Origin of the sequence: Pimelobacter simplex (assembly GCF_024662235.1) — a bacterium.
GTDB lineage: Bacteria > Actinomycetota > Actinomycetes > Propionibacteriales > Nocardioidaceae > Nocardioides.
In genome coordinates this window covers 1640958-1656277 of the sequence record NZ_CP096276.1, presented here as the reverse complement: position 1 = coordinate 1656277, position 15320 = coordinate 1640958, and the positions used below count along the sequence as shown (strand labels likewise).

Below are 15320 nucleotides of genomic sequence, written 5' to 3'. Positions count from 1 at the left end.
TCTAGTCTTGCGCGCATGGCTGTGCTCCCACTGGACGTCGCCCGCCGGCGGGTCCACCTCCCGTCCACCCTCGTCCCGGAGGGCCGGCTGGTCGAGCTGCCGGGGCGGGGCGCGACGTACGTGACGGACACACCGGGGCCCGATCCCCACTCTCCCACGATCATCCTGCTGCACGCGCTGGGCACGACCGGCCTGCTCACCTGGTTCCCCGCGATCGAGCCGCTCGCGCGCCGGTTCCGGGTGGTCACGCTCGACCAGCGCTGGCACGGGCAAGGCATCCAGAGCCCGGAGTTCTCGCTCATCGACTGCGCCGACGACGTCGCGGCGCTGGCCGGCGTGCTGGGCCTGGACGAGGTCGTGGTCGGCGGCTACTCGATGGGCTCGATCGTCGCCCAGCGGGTGTGGCGCCAGCACCCGTCCCTCGTGTCCGGGCTGGTGCTCGGCGCGACCACCGACCGGTTCCAGCTGACGCCGGCCGAGCGCGGCTTCTTCTTCGGGATGGGGACCTCGATGCTCGCGCTGCGCGGCGTGTCGCGCTCCCGAACGGCGCTGCGCGCGGCTCGAGCCGCCGCCCGGGGTGGCGGGCTCGAGCCCTCCGACATGCACGAGTGGGCACTGCGGGAGTTCCGCTCGACCAGCCCGTGGGCGGTCGGTCAGGCGCTCGCCGCGCTCGGACGGCACCACTCACGGCCGTGGCTGGGGCGGATCGACGTACCGACCGCGGTGGTGGTGATGATGCGCGACCGGGTGATCCCGACCTCACGGCAGATCGCGCTGGCCCGGTCGATCCCGGGCGCGACCATCCACGAGGTCGACGACGGGCACGCCGGGTGCGTGCTGGCCGCGGAGAAGTTCGTGCCGAAGATGGTCGAGGCGGCGGCGACCGTCAACGCGCGTCGGCGGGACTTCCCGCGGCGACCGCCTCGCTGAGCCTGCGTCGGCAGCTGACGCCGTCGCGAGCGTCGCGAGGTGCGCGCGATGGCAAGGCGCCGGAGCGAAGGCAGGCCGGGGCCTGTCGAGCCTCCGGCAACGCCGCCGGCGTGCGTGCATCGCGGCGCGCAGCAGGCGTCAGCTGCCGACGCAGGCTCCCAGCCGGGCCAGCTCGGCCGGGAAGTGGCGCACGAGCGCGTCGGTGTCGGGCATCGACTCGCGGCAGGCGATGGCGCCGACGTGCATCTGCCCGGCGTTCGACATCACCGTCACGTTGAGCCCGGCGCCGTGGAAGACCGGCCCCAGCGGGCACAGCGCGTCGATGCGCGCGCCCATGAAGTAGAGCGGGATCGGCGGGCCCGGCACGTTGGAGATGACCAGGTTGTGCACGACCGGGTGCCGCTCGGCGAGGCGCAGGTTGGCGTACGTGCGGACCGCGAGGCCGAAGGTGCGCGGGGCGGCGAACTCGGCCCAGTCCTGCAGCGCGTCGGCGCTGATCGCGTTGTGGTGCTCCTTGGCGTGCTGGTTGCGCTCGGCCAGCATGTGCAGGCGCGCCAGCGGGTCGGCGATGTCGGTGCCGAGCTTGGTGAACAGCGCGGAGACCTTGTTGGCGCCCGTCGAGCGACGCGAGCTGTCGCGCACGCTGACCGGGACCGTGGCCAGCAGCGAGCTCTCGGGCAGCTCGTCGCGCTCCTCGAGGTAGGCGCGCAGCGCTCCCCCGGCAACGGCGAGGACGACGTCGTTGACCGTCGTTCCGGTGACCTTCTTGATCCGGCGGATCTCGTCGAGGTCGAGATCGGCCATCGCGATCGAGCGGTGCGAGGTGATGGTGCCGTTGAACGACGTGCGCGGGGCCGAGAAGGGCGCGGCCATCGCCGTACCGCGGCGGGCGCGGCCGATCGACTTCGTGACGAGCTGCGCCGAGGGCTTGAGCACCTTGACCAGGGTGACCGGGCGCGCCGCCGTACCGATGACGGCGCGGCCGAGCAGTTCGCCGCGGCCCGGGTTGCGCGGCGCCGCCGGGCGCTCGGTGACCATGGGCGCGGCGTCGGGCTCGATGGAGCACAGGTGCGAGACGAGGTTGGCGCCGGAGACGCCGTCGACGGTGGCGTGGTGCATCTTGGCGAACACGACGACGCGCTCGCCCTCGGTGTCCTCGGGGCGGTAGCCCTCGATCACCCACATCTCCCACAGCGGGCGGGAGCGGTCGAGCGGGAGCGAGGCCAGGTGGGCGCACAGGTCCATCAGCTCGTCGTACCCGCCGGGGGTGGGCAGCGCGAGGCGGTGGACGTGGCGCTCGATGTCGAACGCCTGGTCCTGCACCCACACCGGGTGGTCCAGGCCGAGCGGGACACCGCGGACCTTGCGGGTGAACGCGGGCACGTCGCGCACCCGCAGGTCGATCTCGCTCTGGAGGCCGGCGAAGGAGTAGGACGCGGTCATCGTGGCCGGGTCGAGCACCATCACCGCGCACACGTGCATCAGCTGCGCCGGCGTCTCCAGGTAGAGGAAGCTCGCGTCCAGCCCCGACAGACGGTCCATCCGTACCCCCATGCGTCCTAGAACGTGTATCAGTTTGTCACAACGAGCCGGATATCCTCGGGTCATGGGATTCGTACGGCGCCAGGCGATCACCGCCGCGCTGACCGCCAACGCCATCCGGCCCCTCCCCGGCTTCCGCACCGGGATCCCCGCGTTCTTCGCGGGCTGGCTGACCGGTGAGCTCGCTCCGCACGTGCTCGGACTGACCGTCGCCGACGCCGTGGGGCACGCCGGCAAGCGGCGCCGCTCGGCACCGGGCCTCGCCCTCGCCGGGCTGTCCTCGGCCGGCCTGGTCTACCTGATCGGCCAGAGCCGCAAGGCCGCCGCCGACGCCGAGGAGGCGCTCGTCGAGGGCCTCGGCGTCGACTACGTCGAGGAGCTCGACGCCAAGCCCACCCCGGCCGACCTCGCCACGCCCTGGCGGCGTCTGGCCAACCCGTTCGCCTTCGGGCGGGCGGCCCGCCGGGCGGGGGTCGAGGTGCACCGCGACATCCCCTTCACGGCGTACGGCGGGCGGGGGGTGCTGGACGTCTACACCTCCGAGGTGACCCCCGCCGCCGGCGCGCCGGTGCTGCTGCAGGTGCACGGCGGCGGCTGGACGATCGGCAACAAGGACCAGCAGGGCCTGCCCCTCATGCAGCACATGGCCGCACGCGGCTGGGTGTGCGTGGCGATCAACTACCGGCTCGCGCCGCGGGACCCGTGGCCGGCGCAGATCGTCGACGTCAAGGCCGCGATCGCCTGGATCAAGGAGAACATCGCGTCCTACGGCGGCGACCCGTCGTACGTGGCGATCACGGGTGGGTCGGCCGGCGGCCACCTCACCGCGCTCGCCGCGGTGACCCCCAACGCCCCGGAGTTCCAGCCCGGCTTCGAGTCGGCCGACACCACGGTCCAGGCCGCGGTCCCCTACTACGGCGTCTACGACCTGGCCGGCGCCAGCGGACTGCGCACCGCCGAGCAGATGCGCGACCACTTCCTCGCCCCCATCGTGTTCAAGAAGTCGCCGCGCAAGGAGCGCGAGGTCTTCGAGCAGGCCAGCCCCCTGCTCCGGGTCACCGCGGACGCCCCCGACTTCTTCGTCGTCCACGGGGCACGCGACACGCTCGTCGACCCGGGGCAGGCGCGCGCGTTCGTCGCCGTACTGCGGGCGACGTCGAAGCGCAGCGTCACCTATGCGGAGCTGCCGGGCGCCCAGCACGCGTTCGACATCTTCCCGTCGATCCGGTCGCAGCACCTGGTGCGGGCGACGGACCGGTTCTTGCACTGGCACTGGAACCGGTGGCGGCGGGAGGCCTTGCGGGGTGGGGAATCGACGATCTCCACAGGTACGGCGGCACCGCTGGCGAGCGAGGTCGAGGGGACATAGATTTCCGGTGCACGCACCCATCTCGGGAGGACACCATGGCCGCATCCAACGCCGAGCTCGAGCTCCGTATCGAGCGCAACACCAATGACATCGCAGCGATCTACGAGTTGCTCGACGAGAACAAGCAGCTGATCACCGAAGGGCTCCTCGACGTCGACCGGCGCTTCGACCAGGTCGACCAGCGCTTCGACAAGGTCGACCAGCGCCTCGACCGGATGCAGTCGACCCTCGACCGCATCGACGCGCGCGGCTAGCTGGGGGGCCGTGAGGTCTCCCCCGGCGGAGGATCGACGATCTCCGACAGGGACCGGCACCACCCTGGCGGGCGAGGTCGAGGCGACCTAGGTTCGCCGCACCCGCCCATCTCGGAGGACCACGATGACCAGTTCCGACGCCCGCTTCGACCCCCACCTCCAGCGCGGCATCGAGGACGTCCTCAACGCGCTGCGCAGCTTCCGGCACCTCCTGGCCAGCGTGACTCCTAGCGCGGCAGCCCCAGGATCCGCTCCGCCGCCACGTTCCGCAGGATCTGCGTCGTGCCCCCCGCGATCGACAGGCAGCGGGTGTTGAGCTGCTCCCAGACGTCGGCGGCGAGGGGGTCGCCGGACTCCTTGCCGAGGGTGGCGAGGAGGGCGAGGTCGTCGCCCTGGAGGGTGACGACGAGCTCGGAGGAGTCCTGGCGGCTGCGGACGCCGAGGAGCTTGGCGACACTGGACTCGGCGCCGGGGCCGTGGCCGCCGAGGGCGCGGAGGGTGGTGCGGACGCCGAGGAGGGCGCAGACGGTGGCGAGGGCGACCTGGTGGCCGACCTTGGTACGGGCGACGGGGCCGAGGTCGCGGGTGGCGGCGAGCTCGACGGCGCGCTCGACGCTCTTGGTGAGGCGGGCGCTGGCCATGGCGACGCGCTCGTTGGCGAGGGTGGTGCGGGCGAGCTTCCAGCCGTCGCCGGGCTCGGCGACGACGCAGTCGTCGGGGACGAAGACGTCGTCGAGGAAGACCTCGTTGAACAGGGCCTCGCCGGTGATCTCGCGCAGGGGGCGGACCTCGAGCCCGGCCGCCTTCATGTCGACCAGGAAGTACGTGATGCCCTTGTGCTGCGGGGCGTCGGGGTCGGTGCGGGCCAGGCAGATGCCCCAGTCGGCGCGCTCGGCGACCGACGTCCACACCTTCTGGCCGGTCAGCGACCAACCGCCGTCGACGCGGACCGCGCGGGTGCGCAGCGAGGCGAGGTCGGAGCCGGAGCCGGGCTCGGAGAAGAGCTGGCACCAGGTCAGCTCGCCGAGGAGCGAGGGGCGTACGAACCGTTCGCGCTGGGCGTCGGTGCCGTGGGCGAGGATGGTCGGGACGGCCCAGCCGGCGATCACCAGGTCCGGCCGTACGACGCCGGCCCGGCCCAGTTCCTGGTCGATGACCAGCTGCGTGGCGGGATCGGCCCCGAGACCGTAGGGCGCCGGCCAGTGCGGCGTCAGGTAGCCCGCGTCCACGAGGGCCGCGCGCTGCTCGGCCGCCGGCAGCGCGGCGATCTGCTCCGAGGTGGTCCGGGCCACGGGCCGGATGTCCTCGTCGCGGCCCTCGAGGTCGACGTCGACGCGGCGGCGGGTGCCGGTCACCGCGGCGGCGGTCAGCCGCTCGGCGGCGGCATCGGCGGAGCCGACGAGGGCGCGCAGGGACAGGGCCCGGCGCAGGTAGAGGTGGGCGTCGTGCTCGTAGGTGAACCCGATCCCGCCCAGCACCTGGATGCAGGCCTTGGCGACCTCGACCGCGCCGTCGAAGCAGGTCGCCTGCGCGACGTCCACGGCGAACGCCCACTGCTCGGCGCCGTCGGCCGAGTCGTCGGCGTCCGCCGCGTCGGTGGCGAGGGCAGCCGCGCCCGCGGCGTCCCAGGCGGCGGCGGTGACCGACTCGGCGGTCTCCAGCATCTGGGCGCACAGGTGCTTGATCGCCTGGAAGGCGCCGATCTTCTGGCCGAACTGCTCGCGCACCTTGGCGTAGTCGACGGCCGTCCCCAGGCACCAGCGGGCAACGCCCGCGGCCTCGGCGGCGGCGAGGGTGACGGCGAGGAGCCGGCGGCGCTCGTCCGCCGCGCCGTCGGAGTCGGCAGAGCCGGCGGCGACCCGGGCATGGCGCGCACTCAGGTCGAGGCCGGGCTCGGCCACGACCTCGCCGGTCCCGAGCAGGAGGGACTCGGCGGCGCTGCCGCCGTCCCAGACGACGCCGCCGGGGTGCACCTGCACGCCGTAGCGACCCGGGCGCGAGGTCAGCAACGACCCGATCGCGGCGCCGAGGAGTCCGCCGGGGACCAGCTCGTGGGCGCAGGCCTCCAGGGCGACGGCCTGGTCGAGGACGGTGCCGCCCCCGCCGCCGGCCGACTCGGGCACCGCGATCGCGGCGATGCCCATCTCGTCGGCGGCGGACCACACGTCCGCGAAGGTCGCGGAGGCATCGCCCTCGGCGGCGCGCACGGCCGCCAGCGGCGCGAGGCTCGCGGCCCACTTGCGCAGGCTGTCGGCGAGCTCGGCCTGCTCGTCGCTGATCCCGATCGACATCGATGCTCCTCAAGAACTAGAACGCGTTCTAACTCTACTAGAGTGGCCCGGTGACCGACACCATGCCGTCCGACCTGCTGGACCACGCCCGTGCGGCCAAGGGCTTCATGCCCGAGGACGAGGGTGCCCTGCTCCACCGGATCGCGCTGGAGCGACTCCCCCACGGTCCGGTGCTGGAGGTCGGCACCTACTGCGGCAAGTCCGCGATCTACCTCGGCGCGGCCGCGCGCCAGGTGGGCGGCACGGTCTTCACCGTCGACCACCACCGCGGCTCCGAGGAGAACCAGGCGGGCTGGGAGCACCACGACACCAGCGTGGTCGACCCCGAGCTCGGCCTGATGGACACGCTGGGCCAGTTCCGCAAGAACATCGCCCGCGCCGGGCTCGAGGAGCAGGTGGTCGCGGTCGTCGGGCAGTCCACGACGGTGGCGGCCCACTGGCGCACGCCGCTGTCCCTGCTGTTCATCGACGGCGGGCACGGCGAGGAGCCGGCCCGCGCCGACTTCGCGGGCTGGGCGCACTGGGTCGAGGCCGGCGGCTACCTCGCCATCCACGACGTCTTCCCCGACCCCGCGGACGGCGGGCGGCCGCCGTACGAGCTGATCTACCTGCCCGCGCTCGCGAGCGGGGCCTTCACCGAGGTCGCCGTGACCGGCTCGCTCCGCGTCCTGCAGCGCACCCACGGCTCAGCGGGCGACCGGCTCTGAGGCGCACTCGCACTCGAGCGCGATCTCGTCGAAGTGCGGGGCGAGCGAGGTGCCGCGCATGATCCCCGAGCCCGGGGTGGCGTGGCCGTAGGTCTCCCCCAGCGCGTCGACGGCGAGGACCACCGCTGCAGCCGTGTACGTCGTGTGCTCGTGCGGCCAGTAGACGTCGCGCGGCTCGCCCTCGGGCGCCGGGCGGGTCGGGTCGGAGTAGACCCAGCCGGTCCAGTAGCGCCCGTCGGACTCGCGCAGGTGCTGCATCTCGGTGACCAGCTGCAGCGCCCGGCGGCTCGACTCGGGGTCGCCGATGACGTCGAGCGCCATCGCCAGCTCGCAGGTCTCGGCGCCGGTCACCCACGGGTTGGTGTCGACGCAGTGGATGCCGAGGCCCGGCACGACGAAGTCGTCCCAGCGCTTGGCCAGCAGCGCCCGGGCGGCGTCTCCGCGGACCGGGCCGCCCAGGACCGGGTAGTACCAGTCCATCGAGTAGCTCGCCTTGTCGGCGAACCGGTCGGGGTGGGTGCGCACGGCGTGCCCGAGCCGGCCGCCGGCCAGCTCCCACTCCGGCTGCGGGTCGTCCATCAGGTCGGCCAGCGCGACGCCGGCGCGCAGCGAGTGGTAGATCGAGGAGTTGCCGGTGAGCAGGCAGAAGTCGTCGACCGGCGTCCAGCGGATGCCGCCGAAGGGCTCCTGGAGCGAGACCACGAAGTCGAGCCCGGCCCGCACCGAGGGCCAGTAGCGCTCGACGAACCGGATGTCGCGGCGCACCAGCCAGTGGTGCCACAGCCCCACCGCGAAGTACGCCGACATGTTGACCTCGCCGCGCTCGTCCTCCGCCTCGCCACCGACGATCTTCATCGGCCACGAGCCGTCGGCGCGCTGCATCGTCGGCACCCACGCGTAGGCGCGCTCGGCCGCCTCGACCTGGCCGCCGACGAGCATCGCCATGGCGGCCTCGACGTGGTTCCAGATGTCGACGTGCTCGCCGGTCGTCCACGGGACGGCGCCCCACGGCTCCTGCATCGCCGCGATCGCCGCCGCGGTGTCGGCGACCTGCTGCGCCGACAGCACGCCGTCGACGTACGGCAGCCGCGACAGGGCCACCTCGGGCACGGCGGTCACGCGGTCTCCGGCTTGCGGAAGTAGAGCACCATCGACTTGCCGATCATCGGGTCGAGGACCTTGCCGGCGAGCTGGAGCGTCTTGGGCTGCTTCATGATCTCCCAGACCAGCAGCTTGTGGTACGCCTTGGCGAGCGGGTGCGTGTCGTTCTCGACGCCCACGGCGCACTTGATCCACCAGTACGGCGCGTGCAGGCCGTGGGTGTAGCTCTTGCCCTCGAAGAGCATCGCCTCACCCGGCGTGCCGTCGTTGAACCGGCCGCCCTTGGTGACCTTGTCGACCAGCTCGTGGTCGGTGTAGATCCGGATGTGCCCGCCCTCGGCGTTGTGGTAGTCGGCCGAGAGGCGCCAGTTGATGACCTCGGGCAGCCAGCGGGGCACGGTCACAGCGAGGGTGCCGCCGGGGCGCAGCACCCGGATCAGCTCGCGGATCGCGGCGACGTCGTCGTGGATGTGCTCGAGCACCTCCGAGCACACGATCCGGTCGAACTCGCCGTCGGCGAAGGGCAGTGCGAGCGCGTCGCCCTGCTTGACGTCGGCCTCGGCGCCCGCGGGCACCTCGCCGGCCTCCTTCATCGCGACGAAGAGGTTGCGGACGCCCTCGAGCTCCTCGGCGTCGAGGTCGAACGCGATGACGTCCGCGCCGCGGCGGTACATCTCGAAGCTGTGCCGGCCGGCGCCGGCGCCCATGTCGAGGACGCGGTCGCCGGGCTGCAGGCCCAGCCGGTCGAAGTCAACGGTCAGCATGTCAGTCTCCTCAGGCCTTCTTCTCGGCCTTCTCGGCCCGGTACTCGGCGATCACGTCTTCCAGCACGGCCGCGGTGCTCTCCGCGACGGCGCTCCAGCTGAACAGCTCCTTGACCCGGCGGCGGCCGGCGGCGCCCATCTCGGCCCGGCGGGCCGGGTCGTCGAGCAGCCCGGCGAGGGCGGCGGTCAGCGCGCCCACGTCGCCGGGCTCGACCACGTCGGCGCAGAGCCCGTCGGGGCCCACGACCTCGGGGATGGCGCCGGCCCGGGACACGACGAGGGGGGTCTCGCAGGCCATCAGCTCGGCGGTCGGGAGCGAGAAGCCCTCGTAGAGCGAGGGCACGCAGGCCAGCTCGGCCGAGCCCATGAGGGCGACCAGCTCGTCGTCGGTCAGGCCGTTGGCGAACGACACCCGGTCGGCGATGCCGAGCTTGTCGATGAGCTTCTCGGTCACCCCGCCCTCCTTGGGCTTGGTGACGAGGACCAGCTCGAGGTCGCGCTCGACGACGAGCTTGGCGAACGCCTCGAGCAGCACCGAGATGCCCTTGAGCGGAGCGTCGGCGCTGGCCATCGCCAGGATGCGCCCGGGGACGCGCGGCGCCGGCGAGGGCATGAACCGGTCGTCGACGCCGAGCAGGATCGTCTCGATGCGGTCCGGGTCGACCTTGAACTCGCGGACGACGTCACGCTTGGACGACTCCGAGGGCACGATCACCCGGCGCAGCCGCGGCGCGGCGCGCTTCTGCTGGTTCAGGAAGGAGTACCAGCGCCACACGCCGATCTTGGGCAGCTCGAAGCGCCACCTGGAGCCCTGCTTGCGCTTGGCCCAGACCGCGGCGGCGAGCTCGATGCGCCGGTCCATGGTGATCGGGTGGTGGATCGTGGTGGCCAGCGGCAGGCCGACGCCCGCGGGGTCCTCGATGTCGAGCAGCGGCGTGGCCAGCGTCTGGTTGTCGAAGACGACGTCGAAGTCGTCGCGTCGCCCCTTCAGCACCTTGACCACACGCTTGCTGAAGGTGACCGGCTCGGGGAAGGCCCCGCTGCGCATGGTCAGCCACTCCTCGACGTCGATGAGGTCGCGGTACTCGCTGGGGCGCGGGTTGCGGAACTCGTCACCGGGTCGGTAGAGGTCCAGGCTCGGCACCTTGGTCAGCGTCACGCCCTCGTCGAGCTCGGGGTAGGGCTGACCGGAGAACACCTCGACGGTGTGGCCGAGCGCGGCGAGCTCACGCGTGAGCCGGCGGATGTAGATCCCCTGGCCACCGACGTGCGGCTTGCTGCGGTAGGACAGCATTGCGATTCGCATCAGGTACTTCTCCCCTTTTCGGGCTCCCGGGGAGCAGGGCCGAAACAGAAACGTAGTGGAACGTGTTCCAAATTATGCGCTACTTGCCGGTAGCCTATCGACTGGGTCCAGAACGACCCGCCTCGTCGCAGCACCTCACAAGGAGTACCGGTGACCATCGCGAACCCGTCCACGTCCGACGACCTCGGATCGGCCGCACAGCGGGAGCGGCGCAAGCGCATCCTCGACGCGACGTACGAGCTGGCCAAGTCGGGCGGCTTCGACGCGGTGCAGATGCGCGCCGTGGCCGAGCACGCGGACGTCGCCCTCGGCACTCTTTACCGCTACTTCCCGTCGAAGATCCACCTGCTGGTCTCGGCGCTCGGCCGTCAGTTCGACGAGGCCGCCACCCGGCTCAACGAGCGTGAGATCCCCGGCGACAACCAGGCCGACCGCGTCCTCTACGTGCTCAAGCGGATGGCCCGCGGCATGCAGGGCGACCCCAAGCTGACCGAGGCACTGACCCGGGCCTTCATGTTCGCCGACAGCAGCGTCGCCGCCGAGATCCACGTGGTCGGCATGGCGATGACCTCGATCGTCACCCACGCCATGCACGGCGGCGAGCCCAGCGAGGGAGCCGTCTCCGACGAGGACGTCGCCGTGGCGCGCGTCATCGGCGACGTGTGGCTCTCCGCGCTGGTCTCCTGGGTGACCGGCCGCTCCACGGCTGCCGAGACCGCGCAGCACATGGAGACGGCGATCCACCTGATCCTCCGCGACTGACCCCGTGCGGGGCCGTCAGGCCCCGAACGCGTGGGTGCTGGTGACGCCGCCGTCGACCGCGATCTCCGCGCCGTTGATGTACGACGACTCGTCGCTGGCGAGGAAGACGTAGACCGGCGCGATGTCGTCGGGCGTGCCGACGCGACGCAGCGGCACCTTGCTGGCGCCGTACTCCATCGCGGCGTCGCCGCCGTGGACCCGGGTCATCGGGGTGTCGATCATGCCGGGGTGCACCGAGTTGACCCGGACGCCCTTGGGGCCGAGCTCCATCGCCGCGCACTTGGTCATGCCGCGGATCGCCCACTTGGTCGCGGCGTACGCCGTGCAGGACGGCATGCCGGCCAGGCCCTCGACCGAGGAGGCGTTGATGATCGAGCCGCCGCCGTTCTTGCGCATGGTGCGGCTGACCGCCTGCATGCCCAGGAAGACACCGAGCTGGTTGACCCGCCAGACGAGCTCGACCTCCTCGACGGGCATCCGCTCGATGTCACCGAAGCGGAGGATGCCGGCGTTGTTGGCGAGCACGTTGACCGGGCCGAAGCGCGCGTTGGCGTCCTCGACCAGCACGGTCCAGGAGGCCTCGTCACTCACGTCGTGGTGGGCGAAGTGGGCCGCGGCGCCGAGCTCGTCGGCCAGCGCCTGGCCCTGCTCCTTGGCGACGTCGGCGATGACGACATTGGCGCCCTCGGCGACGTAGGCGCGCACGATCGCCTCGCCCTGGCCCATCGCACCACCGGTGACGATCGCGACCTTGTTGTCCAGACGTCCCATGGCTACACCGTCAGCTTCATGATCGAGTCGGCGGCGAAGCCGACGTTCGGGTCGCGATCGGCGAAGAAGCCGCCGAGCTGCTTGTCGAGGTCGTCGCCGGTCCACCGGTCGCCGGCGGCGTCGAAGCGCTGCTCCACGACCGGCGCGGCGACCAGCGCCACCATGCCGCCGTACACGACGAAGACCTGGCCGGTGATCCGCTCGGCGGCCGGCGAGGCGAGGTAGGCGACCAGCGGCGCGACGTGCTCGGCCGAGTAGGGGTCGACGGCCTTGCCGGAGGCGTCCTCGCCGAAGACCTCGGCGGTCATCGCCGTCCGGGCGCGGGGGCAGATCGCGTTGGCGCGCACGCCGATGCGCGAGAGCCCGCGGGCCGTCGACAGCGTCAGGGCGGCGATGCCGGCCTTGGCCGCGGCGTAGTTGGCCTGACCGGGCGAGCCGCCGAGGAACGCCTCGGAGGCGGTGTTGACGATGCTGCCGTAGACCGTGCCGGTCTCGCTCTCCTTGGCCTTGCCGCGCCAGTAGGCGGCGGCGTTGCGCGAGAGCAGGAAGTGGCCGCGCAGGTGGACCGCGATGACCGCGTCCCACTCGTCGTCGCCGAGGTTGAAGAGCATCCGGTCGCGGGTCATGCCCGCGTTGTTGACCACGATGTCGAGACCGCCGAGCTCGACGGCGGCCGCGACCATCGCGTCGGCCGTGGCCCGCTCGCTCACGTCCCCCGGTACGACGACCGCCTGGCCGCCGAGCGAACGGATCTCGTCGACCGCGTCGTCCCCGGCCCCCGGCAGGTCGTTGACCACGACCCGCGCCCCGGCACTCGCCAGGGCGACCGCCTCCGCGCGACCCAGCCCGGCACCCGCGCCGGTGACGATCGCGACCTTGCCGTCCAGCGACGTCGTCGCCTCCATGCTCACTCCTCCACCAGCGTGATCGCGGCGCGGGGGCAGGCCGCGACGGCACGCTTCACGTTGTCGATGTTCTCGTCCGTCGTGTGCTCGGTGCTCAGCTGCAGGAAGTCGTCGTCGTCCAGCTCGAACACCTCGGGCGCCATCGCCTCGCACAGGCCGTTGGACTCGCACAGGTCGAAGTCGACCTTGATCTTCATCGTCATGCCCTCTCTCAGGTCATCTTCCGGTGGTCCCACGAGGCGACCCGGTCGGGGTGGATGATCACGCCGACCCGCTTGGTCGCCTGCTTCTCGACGGTCTGGGCACCGATCTCGCCGAGCGCCTCGAACGAGTCGACGCCGAACATCCGCACCGAGACGGCCTTGCCGATCTCGAGGATGCGGTCGCGGTCGCGCACGATCTCGGCGCGGCCCTCGATGGAGACGCCGCGCAGCTCGAAGTAGTCGGTGCCGTCCTCGACCAGCGCGGTCACCCGGGGGTCGCGCTCGAGGTTGATGATCTTCTGGCTGCGGCCGTAGGTCCAGAAGGCGATCTTGCCGTCCTGGACGTCGTAGAAGAGCGTCGTGAGGTGCGGGAAGCCGTCCTTGCCGTTGGCGGCGACCTGGACCTTGATGTTCTCCTGGAGCAGGCCCTGCACCTCCTCGTCGCTCAGCTTGACCTTGTCGCGTCCAGCGCTCATGGGGGTCAGCTCCCTTCCGAGGAGTGTCCGGGGAAGACGTGGGCCGAGGGGTCGACGACGACCGCGGCGTTGTTGACGGCCGTGGCAGCCTCGCCGAAGCCGACCGCGATCAGCCGGACCTTGCCGGGGTGCTCCGTGATGTCGCCCGCGGCGAAGACCCGGGGCAGGTTGGTGCGCATCGACGGGTCGACGACGAGGTGGCGGCGGTGGGTCTCCAGACCCCACTGCTGGAGCGGGCCGAGGTCGGCGATGAAGCCGAGGGCCGCGACCACGGCCTGGGCCGGGCGGACCTCGGGGACGCCGTCGACGCTGAGCTCGACCTCGGCGAGCGGGCCCGTCGTACCGCCGGCGGCGTCGCGCAGCGCGCTCACCTCGGCCTTGGTCACGATCGAGACCGACGACGCGCGCACCTGCTCGACCGTGCGCTCGTGGGCCCGGAAGGCGTCGCGGCGGTGGACCAGGGTCACCGAGCGCGCGATGGGCTCGAGGTGGTGGGCCCAGTCGAAGGCGCTGTCGCCGCCACCGACGATGACGACGTCGAGGTCGCGGTAGGGCTCGAAGCTCGGCACGAAGAACTCCACGCCGCGCCCGACCCAGCCCTCGGCGGCGGGCAGCGGGCGCGGGCTGAACTTGCCGATGCCGGCGGTCACGATGAGCGTCTTGGCGCGGACCCCGGTGCCGTCGTCGAGGGTGAGCGTGAGGCCCTCGTCGTCGGTGGCCAGCTCGGTCGCCGTACGGCCAAGGAGCTGCTCGGGCTTGGCGACGAGCGCCTGCTCGACCAGTCCGTCGACCAGGTCGCGGCCCTTGACCGACGGGAATCCGGCGACGTCGAGGATCGCCTTCTCGGGGTACATGGCCGTGATCTGGCCGCCCAGCTCGGGCAGCGAGTCGATCAGGGCCACCCGGAGGCCGCGGAATCCGGCATAGTAGGTCGCGAACAGCCCGGTCGGACCGGCACCGACGATCGCGACGTCGCAGTCGACCTGGCTCGCTCCGCTCACGGGTGTAGGCACCCCCGAACTGTAACGTGTTCTAGTTCGTCTTGTCTTCGTTCGGGGACGGCGATTCGGCCGGCGCCGGCGACCCGGACTGCGCCGCGCCGTCGGAGGCGTCGGTGTCGAGCTTGTCGACGAGCCAGCCGTGGTCGGTGTGGACCATCGTGACGAGCACCTTGAAGGGCGTCACGACCGTCTCCTTCTTGCCCTCACGAGTGCGCTCGACGACCTGGTTGAGGAAGACCAGCGCCTCGAGCCGGGTCCGGCTCGCCCGGACGGCACCCTGGGCGACGACGCTGGCCTGGACCACCGTCTGCTGGCCGACGACCTGCTCCTCGATGTCGGTCGCGGTCTCGCGGTACTGCTTCTCGAAGCGCGCCGTCATCAGCTTGGCGGCGGCGTCGACCTCGGCGGCGTACTTCTTGTAGTCGACCGCGACGATCTCCTGCGCGGCCTTGGCCGCGGCCTCGACGCCGTCACGGGTCTGGAGCGTCGCGGCGACGATGGGGCGGCCCTTGGGCACGGTCAGCGTGGTCGCGCCGTCGGCGCCCGTGGTGCCGTCGTCGTCGCCGCCGAGGTTGTCCACCGCGAGCAGGACGAACTGGGCGACCAGCGCCACCGTGACGAGCACGAGCGTGGCGATCAGGACGCGGGTGGTCTTGGGCCGGGCCAGGATGCTGGGGCGGCTCGGGCCGGCCGGCGGGACGGCAGCCTCGGGCGCGTCCGCGGCCTCGGGACCGTCCGCGACCTCAGGCGCGTCCGCGGCCTCAGGCGCGTCCGCGATCAGGTCGTCGACCTCGACCTCGGCGTCGACCGCGGCGTCGGCGTCGGCCGGGCGCCCGGGGCCGGCACCGGGGGCCTGGCCCGCGATCTTGCGCGGGCGCGGCGTCTGTCCGCGCGAGCTGGCGGGACGGCGGGGCGTGGGGCGGCTCATCGGGTCTTGT

16 protein-coding genes are annotated in these 15320 nt (G+C 72.2%); 5 read left to right on the top strand and 11 right to left on the bottom strand.

Translation table 11 applies throughout. The annotated features are described in order from the left end of the window. Positions 1–15: 15 nt before the first annotated feature. A complete protein-coding gene (locus M0M48_RS07905; protein ID WP_215814983.1) occupies positions 16–930 on the top strand; it encodes an alpha/beta fold hydrolase in 915 nt (304 codons plus the stop codon). 138 nt (positions 931–1068) lie between these two features. Here M0M48_RS07905 and M0M48_RS07900 read toward each other — a convergent pair whose 3' ends face one another. Next, positions 1069–2472, bottom strand: coding sequence for a WS/DGAT/MGAT family O-acyltransferase (locus tag M0M48_RS07900; protein WP_257750719.1), 1404 nt, complete (start codon positions 2470–2472; stop codon positions 1069–1071). A gap of 64 nt (positions 2473–2536) precedes the next feature. Here M0M48_RS07900 and M0M48_RS07895 point away from each other — a divergent pair, with 64 nt between their 5' ends. Both M0M48_RS07895 and M0M48_RS07890 read left to right on the top strand, forming a co-directional pair. Next, positions 2537–3841, top strand: a complete 1305-nt coding sequence (locus M0M48_RS07895) for an alpha/beta hydrolase (protein WP_257750718.1) — start codon at positions 2537–2539, stop codon at positions 3839–3841. Positions 3842–3876: 35 nt separating this feature from the next. Beyond that, entirely contained in the window at positions 3877–4095 is a 219-nt protein-coding gene (locus M0M48_RS07890) for a hypothetical protein (protein WP_257750717.1), read from the top strand. 227 nt (positions 4096–4322) lie between these two features. On the opposite strand, the gene M0M48_RS07885 is transcribed toward M0M48_RS07890, so the two are convergent. Further along, positions 4323–6386, bottom strand: a complete 2064-nt coding sequence (locus M0M48_RS07885) for an acyl-CoA dehydrogenase (protein WP_257750716.1) — start codon at positions 6384–6386, stop codon at positions 4323–4325. A 50-nt stretch (positions 6387–6436) separates the two neighbouring features. On the opposite strand from M0M48_RS07885, the gene M0M48_RS07880 reads away from it, so the two are divergent. After that, positions 6437–7093, top strand: a complete 657-nt coding sequence (locus M0M48_RS07880) for a class I SAM-dependent methyltransferase (protein WP_257750715.1) — start codon at positions 6437–6439, stop codon at positions 7091–7093. On the opposite strand, the gene M0M48_RS07875 is transcribed toward M0M48_RS07880, so the two are convergent. Genes M0M48_RS07875 through M0M48_RS07865 form a run of 3 tightly spaced genes read right to left on the bottom strand, consistent with a single transcriptional unit; the run spans position 7073 to position 10264 of the window. Beyond that, positions 7073–8212, bottom strand: coding sequence for a prenyltransferase (locus M0M48_RS07875; RefSeq protein ID WP_257750714.1), 1140 nt, complete (start codon positions 8210–8212; stop codon positions 7073–7075). The two genes, M0M48_RS07880 and M0M48_RS07875, sit on opposite strands and share 21 nt — an antisense overlap. After that, positions 8209–8958 carry a class I SAM-dependent methyltransferase gene (locus M0M48_RS07870; RefSeq protein WP_257750713.1) on the bottom strand — a complete coding sequence of 250 codons (750 nt, stop codon included), beginning with the start codon at positions 8956–8958 and terminating at the stop codon, positions 8209–8211. The genes M0M48_RS07875 and M0M48_RS07870 overlap by 4 nt, the downstream gene beginning before the upstream one ends. A 10-nt stretch (positions 8959–8968) precedes the next feature. Next, positions 8969–10264 (bottom strand): glycosyltransferase family 4 protein, encoded by a 1296-nt coding sequence (locus M0M48_RS07865; protein ID WP_257750712.1) that lies wholly within the window; start codon positions 10262–10264, stop codon positions 8969–8971. Positions 10265–10414: 150 nt separating this feature from the next. Here M0M48_RS07865 and M0M48_RS07860 point away from each other — a divergent pair, with 150 nt between their 5' ends. After that, positions 10415–11026: a TetR family transcriptional regulator gene (locus tag M0M48_RS07860; RefSeq protein WP_215814990.1), complete on the top strand. Its 612-nt coding sequence runs from the start codon at positions 10415–10417 to the stop codon at positions 11024–11026. Between the two features lie 15 nt (positions 11027–11041). Here M0M48_RS07860 and M0M48_RS07855 read toward each other — a convergent pair whose 3' ends face one another. The 6 genes from M0M48_RS07855 to M0M48_RS07830 are packed head-to-tail and all read right to left on the bottom strand — an operon-like array spanning position 11042 to position 15310. Further along, the gene (locus M0M48_RS07855) at positions 11042–11797 is read right to left on the bottom strand and encodes a glucose 1-dehydrogenase (RefSeq protein ID WP_257750711.1); all 756 of its coding nucleotides are present in this window, start codon (positions 11795–11797) and stop codon (positions 11042–11044) included. A gap of 2 nt (positions 11798–11799) precedes the next feature. Beyond that, a complete protein-coding gene (locus M0M48_RS07850; RefSeq protein WP_257750710.1) occupies positions 11800–12702 on the bottom strand; it encodes a 3-oxoacyl-ACP reductase in 903 nt (300 codons plus the stop codon). Positions 12703–12704: 2 nt separating this feature from the next. Next, entirely contained in the window at positions 12705–12899 is a 195-nt protein-coding gene (locus M0M48_RS07845; protein ID WP_215814993.1) for a ferredoxin, read from the bottom strand. A gap of 14 nt (positions 12900–12913) precedes the next feature. Next, the gene (locus tag M0M48_RS07840; protein WP_215814994.1) at positions 12914–13381 is read right to left on the bottom strand and encodes a pyridoxamine 5'-phosphate oxidase family protein; all 468 of its coding nucleotides are present in this window, start codon (positions 13379–13381) and stop codon (positions 12914–12916) included. A 5-nt stretch (positions 13382–13386) separates the two neighbouring features. Next, a complete protein-coding gene (locus M0M48_RS07835) occupies positions 13387–14394 on the bottom strand; it encodes an NAD(P)/FAD-dependent oxidoreductase (protein ID WP_257750709.1) in 1008 nt (335 codons plus the stop codon). 19 nt (positions 14395–14413) lie between these two features. After that, positions 14414–15310, bottom strand: a complete 897-nt coding sequence (locus tag M0M48_RS07830) for a hypothetical protein (RefSeq protein WP_257750708.1) — start codon at positions 15308–15310, stop codon at positions 14414–14416. Between the last annotated feature and the right edge of the window lie 10 nt (positions 15311–15320).

Coding starts and splice junctions, on each gene's coding strand:
- M0M48_RS07905 (WP_215814983.1), top strand. CDS start 16: ATGGCTGTGCTCCCACTGGACGTCGCCCGCCGGCGGGTCCACCTCCCG.
- M0M48_RS07900 (WP_257750719.1), bottom strand. CDS start 2,472: ATGGACCGTCTGTCGGGGCTGGACGCGAGCTTCCTCTACCTGGAGACG.
- M0M48_RS07895 (WP_257750718.1), top strand. CDS start 2,537: ATGGGATTCGTACGGCGCCAGGCGATCACCGCCGCGCTGACCGCCAAC.
- M0M48_RS07890 (WP_257750717.1), top strand. CDS start 3,877: ATGGCCGCATCCAACGCCGAGCTCGAGCTCCGTATCGAGCGCAACACC.
- M0M48_RS07885 (WP_257750716.1), bottom strand. CDS start 6,386: ATGTCGATCGGGATCAGCGACGAGCAGGCCGAGCTCGCCGACAGCCTG.
- M0M48_RS07870 (WP_257750713.1), bottom strand. CDS start 8,958: ATGCTGACCGTTGACTTCGACCGGCTGGGCCTGCAGCCCGGCGACCGC.
- M0M48_RS07865 (WP_257750712.1), bottom strand. CDS start 10,264: ATGCGAATCGCAATGCTGTCCTACCGCAGCAAGCCGCACGTCGGTGGC.
- M0M48_RS07855 (WP_257750711.1), bottom strand. CDS start 11,797: ATGGGACGTCTGGACAACAAGGTCGCGATCGTCACCGGTGGTGCGATG.
- M0M48_RS07850 (WP_257750710.1), bottom strand. CDS start 12,702: ATGGAGGCGACGACGTCGCTGGACGGCAAGGTCGCGATCGTCACCGGC.
- M0M48_RS07845 (WP_215814993.1), bottom strand. CDS start 12,899: ATGAAGATCAAGGTCGACTTCGACCTGTGCGAGTCCAACGGCCTGTGC.
- M0M48_RS07840 (WP_215814994.1), bottom strand. CDS start 13,381: ATGAGCGCTGGACGCGACAAGGTCAAGCTGAGCGACGAGGAGGTGCAG.
- M0M48_RS07830 (WP_257750708.1), bottom strand. CDS start 15,310: ATGAGCCGCCCCACGCCCCGCCGTCCCGCCAGCTCGCGCGGACAGACG.